Origin of the sequence: Teichococcus coralli (assembly GCF_009829925.1) — a bacterium.
GTDB lineage: Bacteria > Pseudomonadota > Alphaproteobacteria > Acetobacterales > Acetobacteraceae > Pseudoroseomonas > Pseudoroseomonas coralli.
The window spans coordinates 404,824-419,869 of sequence record NZ_SNVJ01000001.1 but is presented as its reverse complement, the minus strand read 5'-3'; the positions used below and the strand labels follow the sequence as shown (position 1 = coordinate 419,869).

General features: G+C 71.0%; 13 protein-coding genes. 2 read left to right on the top strand and 11 right to left on the bottom strand.

Annotated features, from left to right (window positions below; translation table 11 throughout):
* Positions 1–13 precede the first annotated feature (13 nt).
* The 9 genes from E0493_RS01925 to E0493_RS01885 all read right to left on the bottom strand — a co-directional run bounded on the left by E0493_RS01925 (position 14) and on the right by E0493_RS01885 (position 8,264).
* A complete protein-coding gene (locus E0493_RS01925) occupies positions 14–745 on the bottom strand; it encodes an ABC transporter ATP-binding protein (protein WP_160935210.1) in 732 nt (243 codons plus the stop codon).
* Complete coding sequence (locus E0493_RS01920; RefSeq protein WP_160935209.1) at positions 735–1,448, bottom strand: ABC transporter ATP-binding protein; 714 nt, start codon at positions 1,446–1,448, stop codon at positions 735–737. The genes E0493_RS01925 and E0493_RS01920 overlap by 11 nt, the downstream gene beginning before the upstream one ends.
* Entirely contained in the window at positions 1,445–2,425 is a 981-nt protein-coding gene (locus E0493_RS01915; RefSeq protein ID WP_160935208.1) for a branched-chain amino acid ABC transporter permease, read from the bottom strand. Before E0493_RS01915 ends, E0493_RS01920 begins: the two co-directional genes overlap by 4 nt.
* Positions 2,422–3,303 carry a branched-chain amino acid ABC transporter permease gene (locus E0493_RS01910; RefSeq protein WP_160935207.1) on the bottom strand — a complete coding sequence of 294 codons (882 nt, stop codon included), beginning with the start codon at positions 3,301–3,303 and terminating at the stop codon, positions 2,422–2,424. The genes E0493_RS01915 and E0493_RS01910 overlap by 4 nt, the downstream gene beginning before the upstream one ends.
* Before the next feature lie 49 nt (positions 3,304–3,352).
* Positions 3,353–4,627: an amino acid ABC transporter substrate-binding protein gene (locus E0493_RS01905; RefSeq protein ID WP_160935206.1), complete on the bottom strand. Its 1,275-nt coding sequence runs from the start codon at positions 4,625–4,627 to the stop codon at positions 3,353–3,355.
* Positions 4,628–4,690: 63 nt separating this feature from the next.
* Positions 4,691–5,596: a dioxygenase family protein gene (locus E0493_RS01900; RefSeq protein ID WP_160935205.1), complete on the bottom strand. Its 906-nt coding sequence runs from the start codon at positions 5,594–5,596 to the stop codon at positions 4,691–4,693.
* A 77-nt stretch (positions 5,597–5,673) separates the two neighbouring features.
* Positions 5,674–6,654 (bottom strand): Bug family tripartite tricarboxylate transporter substrate binding protein, encoded by a 981-nt coding sequence (locus E0493_RS01895; protein WP_160935204.1) that lies wholly within the window; start codon positions 6,652–6,654, stop codon positions 5,674–5,676.
* Complete coding sequence (locus E0493_RS01890; protein WP_160935203.1) at positions 6,651–7,313, bottom strand: polysaccharide deacetylase family protein; 663 nt, start codon at positions 7,311–7,313, stop codon at positions 6,651–6,653. Before E0493_RS01890 ends, E0493_RS01895 begins: the two co-directional genes overlap by 4 nt.
* Before the next feature lie 87 nt (positions 7,314–7,400).
* On the bottom strand, positions 7,401–8,264 hold the full coding sequence (locus E0493_RS01885) for a fumarylacetoacetate hydrolase family protein (protein ID WP_160935202.1): 864 nt from the start codon (positions 8,262–8,264) through the stop codon (positions 7,401–7,403).
* 114 nt (positions 8,265–8,378) lie between these two features.
* Between E0493_RS01885 and E0493_RS01880 the strand changes: the two genes are divergently transcribed.
* A complete protein-coding gene (locus tag E0493_RS01880; protein WP_160935201.1) occupies positions 8,379–9,074 on the top strand; it encodes a GntR family transcriptional regulator in 696 nt (231 codons plus the stop codon).
* 16 nt (positions 9,075–9,090) lie between these two features.
* Here the strand turns inward: E0493_RS01880 and E0493_RS01875 are convergent, their stop codons facing one another.
* Positions 9,091–11,238, bottom strand: a complete 2,148-nt coding sequence (locus E0493_RS01875; RefSeq protein ID WP_160935200.1) for a hybrid sensor histidine kinase/response regulator — start codon at positions 11,236–11,238, stop codon at positions 9,091–9,093.
* A 409-nt stretch (positions 11,239–11,647) separates the two neighbouring features.
* Between E0493_RS01875 and E0493_RS01870 the strand changes: the two genes are divergently transcribed.
* A complete protein-coding gene (locus E0493_RS01870; protein WP_160935199.1) occupies positions 11,648–12,487 on the top strand; it encodes an alpha/beta fold hydrolase in 840 nt (279 codons plus the stop codon).
* A 33-nt stretch (positions 12,488–12,520) separates the two neighbouring features.
* Here E0493_RS01870 and E0493_RS01865 read toward each other — a convergent pair whose 3' ends face one another.
* On the bottom strand, positions 12,521–14,872 hold the full coding sequence (locus E0493_RS01865; protein WP_160935198.1) for a xanthine dehydrogenase family protein molybdopterin-binding subunit: 2,352 nt from the start codon (positions 14,870–14,872) through the stop codon (positions 12,521–12,523).
* Positions 14,873–15,046: the final 174 nt, after the last annotated feature.

Below are 15,046 nucleotides of genomic sequence, written 5' to 3'. Positions count from 1 at the left end.
CACCGCCTCCCTGTCACAGGCCGAGATAGAACTTGCGGACCAGCTCGCTGTCGCCGAGCGCCGCCGGGGAGTCGCCCTGGAAGGCCACCTTGCCGTGCACCAGCACATAGCCCCGGTCGGCGATGCGGATCGCCTGGTGGAAATTCTGCTCCGCCATCAGCACGGTCAGCCCCAGCCGCTCCTTCAGCTCGCCGATCTTTTCGATGGTGCGGGCGACGAGGATCGGCGCGAGGCCGACCGAAGGCTCGTCCACCAGCAGGATCTTCGGCGCGCACATCACCGCGCGGCCGAGCGCCACCATCTGCTGCTCGCCCCCGCTCATGCTGCCCACCGGCTGGGAGCGGCGCTCCTGCAGGCGCGGGAAGGCGTCGTAGCAGAAGTCGAGGTTGCGCCGAAGCACAGCGCGCGCGCTGCGACGATAGGCGCCGAGCAGCAGGTTCTCCTCCACGGAAAGGCGCGGGAAGAGCCGGCGCCCTTCCGGCACGATGGCGATGCCGAGATCAACGATCTCCTCCGGCGCGCGGCCCACCAGGTCCACCGACTGCCCGTCGAACGTGGCGAGGATGCGACCGCGCGTCGGCCGCAGCAGGCCGAGGATGCAGCGCATCAGCGTGGTCTTGCCGTTGCCGTTGGTGCCGAGCAGGGCGACCGTCTCGCCCGACGCCACGGCGAGCGAGACGCCGTCCAGCGCGCGCACGGCGCCGTAGCCGGCGTCCAGCTCCTCGATGCGCAGGCTAGCGGCCAAGATAGGCCTCCTCCACTTCGGGCAGGGCGAGCACCTCGCGCGGGGCGCCGTCCGCCACCTTGCGGCCGGCGACCAGCACGGCGAGGCGCTGCGAGAACTCCGTCACCGCGCGCATGACATGCTCGATCATGATGATGGTGGTGCCGCCGGCGTTCAGCCGGAAGAGCAGGGCGAGGATCTGGTCCACCTCGGCATGGGAAAGCCCGGCCATGGCCTCGTCGGCGATCAGCAGTTCCGGGCGCAGGGCGGTGGCGCGGGCGAGTTCCAGCCGGCGCAGCTCGACCTGCGTCAGCTCCTTCGGCATCCGGTGCGCCTTGGCGGACAGTTCCACCGCTTCCAGGCATTCCATGGCGCGGGCCTCGGTGGCCGCCTCCCGTCCGGCATAGGCGAGGGGAACGCGGATGTTCTCGATCACCGTCAGGCCGCGGAAGGGGCGCGGAAGCTGGAAGGTGCGCGCCAGCCCGCGCCGGGCGCGCTCATGCGGCTTCAGCCCGGCGAGCCTCTCGCCCTTGAAGGTGAAGGTGCCGTCATGGCTTGCGAAGGCCCCGGCGAGACAATTCGTGAAAGTGCTCTTGCCCGAGCCGTTCGGTCCGATCAGCCCGAGCCGCTCGCCCGCGCGCACCTCCAGATCGATGCCGGAGAGGGCGGTGAAGCCGCCGAAGCGCTTGCCCACGCCCTCGGCGCGGAGCACGATGTCATTCATCGCCGCCCCCGGAACAGGCCGATGATGCCGTGCGGCGCCACGCAGACGAAGACAACCAGCACCCCACCGACGATCAGCAGGTTGGCGGCGGAGGAGATGGTCACGGTGGCAGCCTGTTGCAGCGAGGCCAGCAGCACCGCGCCGATCAGCGGCCCGGCCCAGCTGGCGGTGCCGCCGATCAGCGGCATGGCGATGGCGTTGACCGCATAGGCCAGTCCGAAGGCCGAGTTGGGCTCCACATAGGAGCCGAGATAGGGCAGGGGGGCGCCGGCCACCGCCATCATGGCGCCGCTGATCGTGGTGGCGACCAGCTTGAGGCGCAGCGTCGGCACGCCGGCGGCCTCCGCGGCCGCCTCGTCGTCGCGGAGCGCCGCAAGGCCGAGCCCGAGGCGGGATTTCTCGATGGTCCGCGCGACGGCGACGGAAGCCGCCGCCAGCACCACCGCCACGGCGCAAAGATAGCCGCTGTAGCTGTCGAAGCCGAGCGGCACCTCGCGCGGGCGCAGCACATAGGCGCCCCGCGAGCCGCCGACAAAGCTCCAGTTCACCACCAGCGTCTGCAGCACTACGGCGAGGCAGAGCGTGGCGATGGCGAAATAGGCGCCGCGCAGCCGCAGCGTCAGCACGCCCGTGCCGAGGCCGAGCGCACCGCCGACGATCGCCGCGAAGCCGATGCAGGGCAGCAGCCCGAGCCCCAGCGCCTTGCCGATGGCGACGGTGGTATAGGCGCCGGCGGCGAAGAAGGCGGCGGCGCCGAAGTTCACGTAGCCCGCATAGCCGCCCAGGATGTTCCAGGCGGTGGCGAGCACGACGTATTGCAGCACGAAGGTGGCGGCGAAATAGGCGTATTCGCTGCCGAGGCCGCGCAGCGCCAGGATGACCAGCAGCGCCACCACGGTGGTGGCCAGCCAGAAACCGGCATGGCCGAGCCGGCGCGGCGCCGCCGCCGGCAGGGCGGTGAGCGTCGCGCCGCTCATGCCGCCCGTCCGAACAGGCCCTGCGGCCGGATCGCCAGCACCAGCAGCAGGCAGCCGAAGGCCACGGCGGGCGACCAGGAGGGGCCGTAGAAGGTGGCCGTCACGTTCTCCACCACGCCGAAGGCCAGCGCCGCCAGCACGCAGCCGCCCAGCGAGGCCAGCCCGCCCATGATGACAATCGCGAAGATGCGCCCGATGAAGATGTGGCCCGACCAGGCATCCACCGGCTGCACCACCACCAGCGCGCCGCCCGCCAGCGCCGCGAGCGCGACGGAAATGCCGAAGGCGAGGCGCTTGATGCGCACGGGATCGATCGCCAGCAGCCGCAGCGCCTCGCGGTCCTGCGCCACGGCGGCGATGGCGCGGCCGGCGAAGCTGCGGCGCAGGAACAGCGCCAGCGCGCCGATCGCCGCCAGCGCCACCACCGCCGGAACCAGCATGCGCAAGGGCAGGTCGATCTCGCCGAGCCGCCAGGTGGTGGAGGCGTAGGCCGCATCGGCGAAGTGCTGCTCCGGACCGACGGTCAGCACCAGCCCGACCTCGATCAGGAACATCACGCCGAAGAAGAAGGCGAGGCCCTGGATGGCCTCGTCGCCGCGCCGTTCGAAGAAGTGGTGATAGACGCCGTAGACCGCCGCCCCCAGCAGCCAGAAGGCCGGCGTGAGCAGCAAGGAGAGCAGGAGCGGGTCCAGCCCGGTGGCGCTCCAGAGCAGCGCGACGAGCAGCGCGCCCAGCACCATGAAGGCAGGGTGCGCGATGTTGACCACGTCCAGCATGCCGAAGGAGACGGAGAGGCCGGCCGCCGCCGCGGCATAGAGGCCGCCGAGCAGCAGGCCCGAAACGATCCCGTTCAGGAGAAGGGCGAGGTCCGGGTCCATCACAGCGCCATCGCCGGAGGTGGTGACCAGCGGTGTGAATCGCGCCGCATCAGGCCGCGCCCGCCGTATAGGGCTTGCGCAACGCGCCCGACTTGTAGCGCGAGGGGTAGAGGATCACCTGCGTGCCCGCCTTGCGGAACTGCTCGATGCCGTTGCCCTCCACGCCCTGGTACTGGGTGTAGAGGTTGCGCTCCTCCGTCCATTCGCCAACCTCGTCGAACTTCAGCGGGCCGATGACGGTGTCGAACGGGTGCTTGTGCATGTCGGCCGCCAGCGCCGCCTGGTCGAGGCTGCCCACGCGCTTCACCGCCTGTTCCAGCACCTGCATCTGCGTATAGGCGAGTGGCGGCACGTAGTGGCCGAGCGCATCGGCGCCTTCCTTCGCGGCCAGCGGCTGGTAGCGCTCGATAAGCGCCTGGGTGCCCGGGAACTGCAGCGTCGGCTCGGGCGCATAGACATCCCAGACGACGAGGTTGTTCAGGATCGGCCCGAGCTGCAGCTTCTGCGCGGTGATGTGCGGCCCGATCATCGGCCCGCCGAACATCGGGAAGTTCACCCGCAGCTCGCTCGCCGCGCGCAGCATCCCCGCGGTGTCCGGCGGGTAGGAGCCGACGAAGACGATGTCCGGGCGGGCCGCCTGCACCGAGCGCAGGATCGGCGTGAAGTCCACCGTGCTCGGCGGATAGGCGCGGTCATAGACCACGCGCAGCCCGTGCTGCTTCGCGAGGTAGCGCGCGCTCTCGGCGGTGCGCTGGTGGAAGTCGCTGTCGAGGTTCACCAGCGCGATGCTGCGCGGCTTCGGGTCCATCGCCATGGCGAGGTCCATGAAGCCCTTGGCGAAGGTCTCCTTGACGTTGGAGCCGGCGGGGTTGATCGAGAAGTAGCGGTCGTACTTGAAGTCGCTGTTCACGCCGGTGCCGAAGAGCGACACGAAGGTCATGTTCCGCTGCATCACCACCGGCATGGCCGGCGCGATGATCGCCGTGGCATAGCCGGAGACGACGAGATCGACCTTATCGACGTCGATCAGCTTGGTGTAGATGCCCGGCACCTGTGCGCCGGTGCTCTGGTCGTCGTAGTGCACCAGTTCGACGGGGCGGCCGAGCAGCCCGCCCTTGGCGTTGACATCCTCCGCCCAGATGCGGTGCGCGAGAAGGGCAGGGCGCCCGTTGCCCGCCAGGCCGCCGGAGAGCGACATGGAATAGCCGATGCGGATCGGCGGTCCCGAGGGTGCCGCCTGCGCGCGGGCGCTGGCCGGCACCGTGGCGATCGCTCCGGCCGCCAGGGCGAGGCGGCCGAGATCCCGCCTGCTGAAGTCCTTCATGGAAACCTCCTCCTGCGGCCCGGTTTCTTTGCCCGTGGCGCGCGTGACGTACCGGTTGGCGCGCTACTCCGCCGCGACCTTCGAGGGATCGGCGCCGACGCGGGCGGACGTGTCGTGCGGGGCGCGGCGGGCGATGCGGAAATCGTAGCGGACGCTCGGAAGCTCGGGGACGGGTGAAGCCTCCAGCCCAGTCTGCGGCTGAACGACGAGGGATTCCGAGACGCCGAACACGGTGTCGGAATCGATGTGCGCGTCGTCGCCGAGGTAGAGGGCCGTCACCAGCTCGCGGTAGCCCTCGGCGCCGATCAGCATGTGGATATGCGCCGGGCGGACGCCGTGCCGGCCCTGCCGCCGCACCAGCTCCCCCACCGGCCCGTCCATGGGAATCGAGTAGCCAAGCGGGACCAGCGTGCGGATGGCGTAGCGGCCCTCGGCATCGGTGCGGAACTGCCCGCGCATGTCCATCACGGCGGGGTCGTTGGTCTGCAGGTCGTAGGCGCCGTCGGCATCGGTCTGCCAGACCTCAACGACCGCGTTTGGCACGCCCTCGCCGGCCTCGTTCAGCACGCGGCCGAACAGCACCATCTCCGGCCCCTTGGCATGAGCCGCGATGCTCTCGCCGTAGCCGTATCGCGGTGAGGCCTCGCGGTAGAACGGGCCGAGCAGGCTGGTCTCGGTGGCGTCGCCCACGCGGTTCGCGCTGTCGTCCATCAGGTTCACCAGCCGCGAGAGGCCGAGCGTGTCCGAGAGCAGGATGAACTCCTGCCGGATCGGCGTGCAGGCCTGGCCGACGCGGGTGAGGAAGGCGATGGCGGCGAGCCATTCGCCGGGCGTCAGCTTCACCTCGCGTGCGAAGCCGTGCAGGTGGCGGACAAGGCTCTCCATCACCTCCCGCAGGCGCGGGTCGGAGGTGGAGGCCATCTGCGCGATCACGGCATCCGTGACGGTGTTCTGGTCCAGGTCAGCCATTGCTTGTGTCCTCCATCCGGGGCGGCTTCTCGCGGGCCCATCCTCGGTCGCACGTCATGGCAAGGCGCGGGGGCGCCCTAGTCGGGCCGTATGCCAGCCGCCGCGATCACGGGGCGCCACTTGGCGATCTCGTCCCGCGTCATGGCCGCCAGCTGCTCCGGCGAGCCGCCCACCGGCTCCACGCCCTGCGCGCGCAGGTTGGCCAGGGCCGCGGGGTCGGCCAGCAGCGCGTTGGTGGCGCGGTTCAGCCGCGCGACGACCTCCGCCGGCATCCCGGCCGGGCCGTAGAGCGACCAGCGCCCCTCGACCACGAAATCCTTCACGCCCGCCTCCTGCATGGTCGGCACGGCAGGCAGGATGGTGACGCGCCTGGCCGAGGTCACGGCCAGGGCCTTCAGCGTGCCGGCTTCCAGATGCGGCTTGAGGCCGAGCGGATGATAGAACATCGCGTCCACCCGCCCTGCCAACAGGTCGGTGATCGCCTGGCTGGCGTTGCGGTAGGGGACGTGCTGCGTCTCCAGCCCGGCGCGCAGGTTCAGCAGGGCCTGCGAGAGATGGCCGGTGGTGCCGTTGCCCGCCGAGGCGAAGCTCAGCGGCTTCGCCCTGGCCAGGGCGATCAGCTCCGCCACCGAGCCGGCCTTGAGCGAGACCGGCACGCCCAGCACGGTCGGCGTCGTGACGAAGGGCGCGATGGGGGTGAAGTCCTTCACCGCATCGAAGCCCAGCTCAGGGAACAGGCTGCTGTTGATGCCGTGCGTGCCATTGGTGCCGAGCAGCAGCGTGTAGCCATCGCCCGGCGCCTGCGCGACCGCCTGCGCGCCGACATTGCCGCCGGCCCCGGCGCGGTTCTCCACCACGACGGGCTGCCCGGCCTCCTTGGCGAGCGCGTCGGCCAGGATGCGGCCCAGCGCATCCGTGGTGGTGCCGGCGCCGAAGGGCACGACAAGGCGGATCGGGCGGTCCGGCCAGGCGGCCGCGGCCTGGGCGAAGGCGTGGTGGCGCAGCACCGGCACGGCGGCGGCGGCGCCCAGGAGGGCGCGGCGCGTTGCATGGTTCATGCTGAGACTCCCGCGGGGAGGGTGACGTAGTCCGCGATCGGCCCCGTCGCGACGCCGCGGCACAGCGGAAGGCAGGCGGGTGGGAAGTCCTGTGTGAAGCGGGCGCCCTGGTCGGCCAGGCGGCCCAGGAAGCGGTCGAGATGGCGCATGGCGCCGTTCGGCAGGTCATGCAGCACGAGCGCGACCGGCGCGGGGCCGCGGCACAGCGCAAGCGCCCGCTCGACCCAGCCCTCCGCATCGCGGTAGTCGCCCGGCACGGCGTTCCACAGCACGCAGGTGAAGCGGCCGCGCACCAGCAGGTCGAGCGCGGCGCCGCTCAGCAGATGTGGCCCGAGCGCGCCTCCGCCGCCTTGCGGGCGGAACAGCCGGTCGGGATGCGCGAGTTTGCCGATGAGATCCTGGGTGCGACCGATCTCGGCGGCGGCATCTTTGTCCGGCCGTCCGCCGAGCGGGCCGGAATGGCTCCAGCTATGGTTGCCGATCCAATGCCCCTCGGCATGAGCGCGCGCGGCCAGGGTGCGACAGGCAGCAAGCTTGCGGCCGATAACGAAAAAGGTGGCGCGCAGCCCACGCGCGCGCAGGACGTCCAGCACGCCCGGCGTCACCTCCGGCTCGGGGCCGTTGTCGAAGGACAGGGTGACGCAAGGGCCTGCGGTCATGGCCCGTCAGGCTCTCTGGCCGGGCACGGAAGGGCGCGGCCCCGGAGGCGAAACAGCCCGCTGCCTGCCGCCGTGCCGCGCATCGCTTCAGCCCTCGTCCTCGACGGTGTTGACCAGGGTGCCGATGCCCTCGACCTCGATCTCCACCGTGTCGCCAGCCTTCATGAAGACCGGCGGCTTGCGCGCATAGCCGACGCCGCTCGGCGTGCCGGTGGCGATCACGTCGCCCGGCTCCAGCGTCATCACCTCGGAAAGGATGGCGAGGATGCGCGGCACGGAGAAGATCATGTCGGAGGTGTGGCTGTCCTGCATCGTCGTGCCGTTCAGGCGCGAGCTGATGCGCAGCGCGTTGGGGCCCTGCGGCAGCTCGTCCGGCGTGACGATCTCGGGGCCGAGGCCGCCGGTGCGGTCGAAGTTCTTGCCCATGGTCCACTGCGCGGACTTGCGCTGGTAGTCGCGGATCGAGCCTTCGTTCATGCAGGTGTAGCCGGCGACGCAGGACAGCGCGTCCGCCTCCGTCAGGTGCCGCGCGCGGCGGCCGATGACGATGGCCAGCTCGGCCTCGTAGTCGAACTTGTCGGACACCTTCGGGCGGAGCAGCGCCTGGCCATGCGCGGCGAGCGAGGTCGGGCCACGGAAGAACACGGCGGGATAGTCGGGGATCGGGTTGTTCCCCTCCTTGGCATGCAGCGCATAGTTCAGGCCGATGCAGATCACCTTGCCCGGGCGCGGCACCGCCGGCAGCAGCCGCACATCCTTCAGCGGGCGGCGCGGCGCGCCCTCCAGCCTCGCCGCGAGGGCAGGGGCGCCTTCCGGCAGGCCAAGGGCGGCCAGTGCCTGCACCGGGTCATGCGGCAGGCCCGGCACCACATCGGCCAGGGTCACGACATCCTCGCCCAGACGGGCGCCAAGGGCCGCGCGGCCCTCATGCTCAAACGCGATCAGGCGCACGCACCGGTTCCTTCCGAAGTCCTCCTAGAAGATTTTATCGAAATTCCGGGAGCGTCAAGGAGGATTTCCGCAAACTCTTGTGCCCTTCCGCCAATCGCCCGATGATGGTTCGTCATGTCTGAGACGGCCGCCTTCCCCGACGCGCGCGATCCCACCCTCGCCACCGCCGTGCACCGGCGGCTGCGCGAGGACATCCTTTCCGGCCGGTTGCCGCCTGGGCGGAAGCTCAAGCTGCGCGACCTTGCCGAAAGCTACGGCGCCGGCGCCTCGCCGATGCGGGAAGCTCTCTCGAAGCTGGCCGCCGAAGGCCTCGCCGAGCGGCTGGAGCATCGCGGCTTCCGCGTGGCGGCGGCGGCCCCGGGCCAGCTCGACGGGCTGATCCGCAGCCGCGTCCTGGCTGAATGCGCGGCCTTGCGGGAAGCCATCCGGCGCGGCGACGCCGCCTGGGAGGAGGCCGTGGTGCTGGCCGAGCACCGGCTGAACCGTGCCGCCCGCTCACTCGACCCGCACCGCTTCGTCGCCAACCCCGAATGGGAGGCCTGCCATCTGCGCTTCCATCAGGCGCTGCTGGCCGCCTGCAGCGCACCGCCGCTGCTGGCCTTCTGCAACCGGCTGCGGGAGGAAGCACGTCGTTACCGGGCACTTTCCAACACCCTGGCTTATCCAGGCCGCGACGTGGCGGCCGAACATGCGGCCATCGCGCGGGCCACGCTGGAGCGTGACGCGGAAATGGCGGCAGCGCTGCTGGCGCAGCACTACGAACGGACCGGCGCCTTCATTGGCGCCGACCTGGGCCGCGGAATGGAATGAGCGGCGCGGGCCGTCCCTAGGAGGGTCCCTGGGAAGGGAGGCGCGCGGCCCCGTCGGCGGAGGGTCCGCTCCGGCCGGTCGGGCGCGCGGCTGGCCCGGGACAAGGCGAGAGGGCGCGGCCCGCACGCGCACAGACCGCGCGGATCGCCTGCCGGAGCTCATCCTCGCCAAAGGGTTTGCGCAGGAGGGGAAGCTTGGCGGCGGCGATCCGCTCCGGCATGCCGCCATAGCCGCTGGCAAGCAGGAGCGGCAGGTTGGGCCAGAGGCGGCTCACCGCCACGGCAAGCTCGATGCCATCGGGTCCACCACCAAGCATCACATCGGCCAGCAGGAAGTCGAACTGCGTTTGCTCCAGCGCATGCAGGGCTTCGTCGGTGCTGCTCACGCGCTGCACGGTGTGGCCGAGAGTCCTGAGCAGCTCAACCGTCATGGCGGCGACCTGGTCGTCATCCTCCACCACGAGAACCAGCATCGGCGCGTCCTGCGCCATGGGAGCCGGCGCCTCGCCCTGCGGCACCGTCACGCACTGGCCCGCGCCCTTCGCGCAGGGCAGGAGCAAGGCGATCCGCGTGCCCTTGCCGACCTCGCTGGCAACCCGCACCGTGCCGCCTGATTGCCGCGCGAAGCCATAGACCTGCGGAAGGCCGAGCCCGGTGCCCTTGCCGACGGGCTTGGTCGTGAAGAACGGCTCGAAAATGCGCGGCAGCATTTCCGGCGGTATGCCGTGGCCCTCGTCCTCCACACCCAGCTCGACGAAGTCGCCGTCCAGCCCATCCGGGTCGCTGGCGGCCTGGACATGCACCTTGCGTGCGGAAAGCGTCACCGTGCCCCCATTCGGCATGGCATCCCGCGCGTTGACCAGCACGTTGAGCATCGCCTGCTCAAGCTCGCCGCGGTCCACGAGCACAGGGCCCACGTCGCCTTCCGCCTCGGTCTTCAGGCGCATTCCGGCGCGCAGAACGGGCGCGGCCAGGCCGTGCATCTCCTGCATCCAGATCTGCAACTCCAGCGGATCGGACTGAAGCGGCTGCCGGCGGGCGAAGGTGAGCAGCCGCTGGGTCAGGGTGGCGCCGCGCCGCGCCGCCTGCATCATGCTCTGGAGCAGGCTGTTGCGCTGCTCCTCGGAATCGGCGCGCAGCAGGAGGGTCATGCCGCTGATCAGCACGGCGAGGACGTTGTTGAAGTCATGCGCAACGCCGCCGGTGAGCTGCCCGAGCGCCTCCATCTTCATGGTCTGGAAACGCTGCGTCTGCGCGGCCTGCCTCGCCGCCATCGCGGCCTCGACCTCCTCCTCCAGGAGAAGGTTGCGCCTGGCCAGCACCCGTTCCGCAGCCTTGCGGGCCGTGATGTCGAAGCTCAGGCCGGACAGCTGCATGGGATGGCCGTGCGCGTCATGCAGGAGGCGGCCACGGCCGGCCAGCCACCGCTCGCCGCCCCGCGCATCCCGCAGGCGGTATTCCACGGCGAAGTCCGGCTGCCCGCCCTTCAGGCTGCGCTCAAGCGCGGCCTCCACCGCAAGCAGGTCCTCCGGATGGACGCGGCCGGTCCAGGTCTCCCGGCAGGGTTCGGCCGAGGCGGCGTCGAGGCCGTGCAGCGCGCACCATTCCTTCGACCATGTCGCCCGGTTCTCGCCCAGCCGCAGGTCCCATTCGCCCGCGCCGGCGAAGGTGAGGGCCAGGCGCAGGCGCTCCTCGCTTCGATGCAGGGCTTCGCGGGCTGCGGCAAGCTCCGAGGTGCGGGAGGAGACGCGCTGTTCCAGCTCCTGGTTGGCCAGGCTCAGGGCGGCGTTGCCAGCCTCCAGCTCCTCGGCGAGAACCCGCATTTCCTCGAGCGCGATGCGCCCCTCCTCGTCCGGAGCGTCGCGGTCCCTCCGGGAGGCCATGACGTCAAGGAGCCGGGCGCCGGGCGTGCCGAGCCTGCCGCGGAAGTCCTGCGGCTTGCTCCGATGCATGGCGAGCTGCGCCTCGGCCTGCCGCAATGCCCTGGTGCGGACGTCGAGCTTCCGCTCAAGCTCGGCGCGCTCCTCGGCGAAAGCCTCAGCCTCCTCGCGGACCGACCCAAGGCTTAGCCGGAGCTGCTCGTTCTCGTCCTCAAGGCGCTTGGACGCGCTGTTCTGCCTTGCATGGCCTGCTTGCGTCGCATGATCCCGCCCGGCTTCGTTCATTGAATATGGTTCCTGGCGCCGCATGACGCATACAGCTGTAGCTTTCAAACCTGGTGCAGGTTGGCGGCAGACCGGTGTCAGAGAACCTCCACCTCGGAGGGTAACGAAGCAGTGGGACGGGAGGGGCGCGCACGGGGCATGACATTGTCGTGGTGGGCGCTGTCGCGGTGGGCGCTCGGGCGGGAGGTTCGGAGCGCCGAGAAAGACATGCCGCGACCGGTCCGCGGCTCGTCCGGCTACGACCCTCGTCGCTCAGCGCAGCAGGCGCGTTCCGCGGCGCCGCGGCAGCCCGCCTCCCCATTCTTCCCGATCGGCCTAGACTGGGCAGGAGGCGGGGCACAGGCGCCTGCCGGAAGGAGGTATGTTGGACCGGGATGAGACAAGGCTTGCGTCAACCTGGCAGGGAACGATGGGTGAGGTCCCGCCGCTGGTGGCGCGCCTGGAGGCGGAGGCCCGGCGCGTGGAGACGCCCTGCGGCAAGGGCAACATGGCCTGGCGCCTCTGGGGCGAGGGGCCGCCGCTGGTGCTGCTGCATGGCGGCGCTGGTTCCTGGCGGCACTGGGCGCGCAACATTGGCGCCCTGGCGCGTGGCCGGCTGGTGCTCGCGGCCGATCTCCCCGGCCTCGGCGACTCCGACCTTCCGCCGCCGCCGACGACGCCGGAGGGTGTCACCCAGGTGCTTTCCGCCGGCCTGGATGCACTCCTCGGCCCCGGCACGCGCTTCGACCTGATGGGCTTCTCCTTCGGCGCCGTTCTCTCCGGCGGGCTGGCCGCGCTGCGTGACCGCGACCTGCGCTCGCTGACGCTGGTGGGCGCGGGCGGTCTCGGTCTGCCGCGCCCGCCGGTGGTGCTGGAGAAGATCCGCGACAAACAGGGCGAGGAGCGGGCCGCCGCGCACCGCGCCAATCTCGCGCGGCTGATGCTGGCAGATCCGGCGCGGATCGACGCGACTGCGCTCGCCATCCAGAGCTGGAACAGCGATCACACCCGGATCAACTCGCGCAGCTTCATGCCGGCGACATGGCTGCGCGACACGCTGCCCGGCGTCACGGCGCCGCTGAACGTCATTTATGGCGAACGCGATGCCATCGCCTATCCGCAGCTCGAGTCGCGCTTCGCCCTGATCCGCGGCATCCGGCCGGATGCCCGTTGCCGCGCCATTCCCGGCGCCGGCCACTGGGTCGCCTACGAGGCGGCGGACGCCTTCAACCGCGCGGCGGCGGAGATGCTGCCCCCCGGCGCGGGTTAGGGCGGCGCGCCTGCCGCCCCCCCCCGGGGGTGCTCAGGCGGCGGCGCCGCCGCCCTGCGCCTGGATCGCCTGCCAGATCTTGGTCGGTGTTGCCGGCATGTCGATGTGGTGGATGCCGACCTCGGAGAGGGCGTCCACCACCGCGTTCATCACCGCCGGCAGCGAGCCCGCGCAGCCCGCCTCGCCACACCCCTTGGCGCCAAGCGTGTTGGTGCGCGCCGGCACGGGGTGGCTGCGGAACTCGAAAAGCGGCGCATGGACGGCGCGCGGCAGGCCATAGTCCATGAAGGAGCCGGTGAGGATCTGGCCCTCGGAGTCGTAGGCGGTCAGCTCGGTCAGCGCCTGGCCGATGCCCTGCACGATGCCGCCATGCGCCTGGCCCTCGACCAGCAGCGGGTTCACGATCACGCCGAAGTCGTTGACCATGACATAGCGGACCACCTCGGTCTCCCCGGTGTCCGGATCGATCTCCACCTCGGCGACGTGGCAGCCATTGGGGAAGGCGGAATCCTCGTACTGCTCGGCATGCGAGACGTCGAGCGTGCGGGGCAGGTCGTCCGGCAGGTCGCCCGCCGTGCGCAGCCGCTCCGCCAGCTCCATGATGCCGATGCCGCGGTCGGTGCCGGCGATGGTGAAGCGGCCGCCGGAGAACTCGATGTCCTCCGCCGATGCCTCCAGGAAGTGCCCGGCGAGCTGCCGGCCCTTCTCGATGACCAGCGCGCTGGCGCCGGCGATGGATTGGCCGCTGGCCATGATCGAGCGCGAGCCGCCGGTGCCGCCGCCGGCGATCAGCTGGTCGCTGTCGCCCTGCAGCAGGTTGATCTTCTCGAAGGGAACGCCGAGCCGGTCCACCAGCACCTGCGCGAAGGGCGAGGCGTGGCCCTGGCCGTAGTCCAGCGTGCCGGTGATGATGGTGACGCTGCCGTCCGGCTCGAAGCGGATGCCGCCCATCTCCTTCGAGGGCGGCGCCGTCACCTCCAGGTAGTGGCCGATGCCGCGGCCGCGCAGCTTGCCGTTGCGGCGGCTCTCGGCGCGGCGGGCGGCGAAGCCGTCCCAGTCGGCGGCGGCCAGCGCCTCGTCCAGGATGGCCGGGAAGTCGCCGCTGTCATAGGTCGTGCCGGCCGGGGTCTTGTAGGGGATCTGGTCGGGCTGGATCTGGTTGCGGCGACGCAGCTCGACGCGGTCGATGCCCATCTCGCGGGCCGCCGTGTCGATCAGCCGCTCCATGTAGTAGTTGCCCTCCGGCCGCCCGGCGCCGCGATAGGCGCCGACCGGGGTGGTGTTGGTGACCATGCAGCGCGTGGCCACCTCCACCAGCGGCGTGCGGTAGACGCCGACGACGTTCTTCACCGTGTTGCCGGTGGAGGGCAGGGTGGTGGCGTTGCTGAGATAGGCGCCAAGATTGGAGTGGCCGCTGATCCGCACGGCCAGGAAATGCCCCTCGGCATCCAGCGCCAGCTCGCCGGTCATGTCGTGGTCGCGGCCGTGGCTGTCGGAGAGGAAGCTGCCCGAGCGCTCGTCGGTCCACTTCACCGGACGGCCGAGCGTGCGGGCGGCGTGCAGCAGCGCGATGTATTCGGGATAGACCGAGGCCTTCATGCCGAAGGAGCCGCCGACGTTGCCGGTCAGGATGCGCAGCTTCTCCGGATCGATCCCCATCACCTTGGCGATGTTGCCGCGCATGCCGAACACGCCCTGGCTGCCCATGCGCAGCACGTAGCGGTCCTCGCCGGCCTCGAAGCTGGCGATCGCCGCGCGTGGCTCCATCGGCGCGACGATCACGCGGCTGTTGCGCAGCGGCACCCTGGTGACATGCGCCGCGCGGGCGAAAGCCTCCGCCACCTTGCCGGCATCGCCGTAGTGGAAGTCCACCACCAGGTTGCCGGGCACGTCGTCGTAGAGGGCCGGGGCCTCGGCGGCCTCGCGCGCCTCCGTCACCGCCGGAAGCGGGTCGATGTCGAGGATCACCGCCTCGGCGGCGTCGCGTGCCTGCTCAACGGTCTCGGCCACCACGACCGCCACGGGGTCGCCGACATAGCGGACCCTGTCGGTGGTCAGCGGCGGCTGGCGCGGGGTGCGGGCGTCGGAGCCGTCGCGGTTCTTCTGGGCGACCGTCGCCAGCATGGGGCCAAGGCCGGCGCCCTCCAGATCGTGCCCGGTATAGATCGCCAGCACGCCGGGCATGCCCTTCGCCTCGGCGCTGTCGATGCCGCGCAGCACGCCATGGGCGTAGGGGCTGCGCACCATCACGGCGCGCGCCTGGCCGGGGAGGCTGAGGTCGTCGCTGTAGCGGCCCTCGCCGCGCAGCAGCACGGGGTCCTCCTTGCGGGAGACCGGCTGGCCGATGCCAAACTTCACCTGGGCCGGATCAAAGGGAGAGTTCATGCGTCTCGGCTCGCTTGATGTCTGGGGGCGGCCCGGAGCCCCAGGGGGCGTCGGACGGCCGGGAAGGACGGAATGACCCTGCCAGAATGGACGCCATGGGCGCGGCTGAAAAGGCCGCCGGGCCGGATGGCGGGGTCTGCCAGGGCGGGCACCGCTCACGATGCCGAGCCTTGC